The organism is Flavobacteriales bacterium (assembly GCA_013214975.1).
Classification (GTDB): domain Bacteria; phylum Bacteroidota; class Bacteroidia; order DT-38; family DT-38; genus DT-38.
The window spans coordinates 1-2,095 of record JABSPR010000132.1; the positions used below are offsets into that span (position 1 = coordinate 1).

Consider the following 2,095-nt stretch of genomic DNA (forward strand, 5'->3'; position numbering starts at 1 on the left):
GTGGCTGAAAGCTTTTTCAAAACCTTAAAAACAGAATGCGTTTACAGACAAACCTACCTTTCTAAAAGCGAAGCAGAAATGTCAATTTTCGACTGCTTGGAAACGTGGTATAACAGAGAATGAAGGCACTCCCACTTGGGCAATAAATCAATAGAACAATTTAATCAGAATAATAATCAATTTAATCAGGCGGCATAGCTTAACTTAAACTCCATTTTTTTTGTTGCAATTCCATCCTGTATGCTGCCCTCAACCTATATAGAGAAAGGTATACCGCCGAAAACATTAAAAACCTAGAGGAAACCGGAAATGTGAAGCAAGCACTACAAAACTTTTTCTTGAGTTATTTAAAGAAAAGCTATAGGCCAGCTGAATGTTTTATTATCTATATAGCAACCGAATTAGGCGATAACGATGCAAACGCAAATTCTCTACTGGAGTCATATTTAAAAGAATTAAAAGAAAAATTCATTCCCCTACTTAACACAACTATCAAGTACAAAGACAATTCGGAGGTTATCGCAAATAATTTAGTCTTGCTCTTTTGTAATTCGATGTGCTACTGCCATATCCAAAAAGAAAAGGAAAGCCATAACCACATAACTTTAAATTTAGACATCATCTTAAATAACTAACCATGGCGAAAGCACTCAATCAATCGCACGAAGACATCGTTGCCAAGGCACGATACTTATTTTGGGAGAATGGATACCAAGATGTTACTGTGAGCGACCTAGCGGATAGACTAGAAATCAGTCCTTCGCTATTTTATAAAAACTATAGCAAAGACATGCTCTTTATCGATTCGCTAAATAGCTATTTAGTCTTCTTATCCGATCCTATCATGAATCAGATTAAAAACTCAGATAAAGGGATTGAGACATTTAAGTATTTCTTTTACGGTCTAATCGAAGCACTAATCGATAAGTTGTTTCCAAGAAGCTGCCTCATGGTAAATACAGTAGAAGAACTACACAATGAGCAGGAAAGACTGGAACTAACTAAACTATATGGCTATTTCGGAAATATGCGGAGCACCTACGTTGCCATCCTTGAACGGTCTGTTGAATTAGGAGAAATACAAAAGCCTGAAAAAGCAGAGAAGTATGCCGATTTCCTGATGGGGATTATTTTCGGACTGAGCACCTTATACAAGGTAAGAACCAAAGAGCTAAGGCTACACATAGATCAGCAATTGGCCTTAATCGTATAACTGAACGCTATTCTACACCAACCTTTCTTAATAATACACCTTTGTCTTTTAACAAAAACAAATTATTATGAAAGCAGGAATGGTAAAAGTTAGTGTTATATATCCAAACGGAGAAGGCAAGAATTTCGATACCGATTATTATTATTGTAATACGCATCTATCGATGATTGGAGGCTTATTAGGCGATGCCTTAAAAGGTGCAACGGTAGAGAAAGTTATTGATGGTTCGGAACCAGGTTCTACCGCTCCTTATGCTGCAATGGGTAATATGTATTGCAATTCTGCTGAGGGTTTTGGAAATGCATTTGGTCCTAACGCTGAGAAGCTAATGAGTGATTTACCAAACTTTACGAACATCGAACCAACCATTCAAATAAGTGAAGTTTTGATTTAAGTAAAGAATAGTATTATTCTGATATAAAAAGGTGTAAGGAGGTAATTAATTTCTCTTTACGCTTTTTTGTCGGGTTAAGTAAAACGAACCTTCGACTGGAGGAGACCCTGTCACAACGATAAATATTGTGATAAACTCTGCATCGCCTACCGCGTTTGGTGTCAGGATGACGGAGGACGTAAAGAGAAACTTCAAGTTTAAATAAAGATAAGACCCAATCCTACCTTCATCGTCATGCTGTCACTAGCCTAGCTTGCTGGGTAAAGAAGCAGCATCCCATATTCATTTTCCTTAGTTCTCATGTAGGATAAACATCTACTTTTTTCATAATAAAAGACTAAAGAAAAAAATCTAAACTTGATAAAGAATCCAACTACTAATCGATTGTAAACGTCCTTTCAAGAAAGTTCTATTATAAACAGAGATGAGTGCTTAGTAAGACTGGAAAGCTAGGAGCTTGGGACTAGGTCATCCAGCCGCACTTAGCA

General features: G+C 36.8%; 4 protein-coding genes. All 4 read left to right on the plus strand.

Annotation, left to right across the window (positions count from 1 at the left end; all coding sequences use genetic code 11):
• Window positions 1–123, plus strand: a 123-nt coding sequence (locus HRT72_04875) for an IS3 family transposase (GenBank protein NQY67041.1), incomplete at its 5' end; no start/stop codon positions are given.
• A gap of 188 nt (window positions 124–311) precedes the next feature.
• Window positions 312–635 (plus strand): hypothetical protein, encoded by a 324-nt coding sequence (locus tag HRT72_04880; protein NQY67042.1) that lies wholly within the window; start codon window positions 312–314, stop codon window positions 633–635.
• Window positions 636–637: 2 nt separating this feature from the next.
• Window positions 638–1,213, plus strand: coding sequence for a TetR/AcrR family transcriptional regulator (locus HRT72_04885; protein NQY67043.1), 576 nt, complete (start codon window positions 638–640; stop codon window positions 1,211–1,213).
• Window positions 1,214–1,292: 79 nt separating this feature from the next.
• On the plus strand, window positions 1,293–1,607 hold the full coding sequence (locus HRT72_04890) for an EthD family reductase (protein NQY67044.1): 315 nt from the start codon (window positions 1,293–1,295) through the stop codon (window positions 1,605–1,607).
• Window positions 1,608–2,095 lie beyond the last annotated feature (488 nt).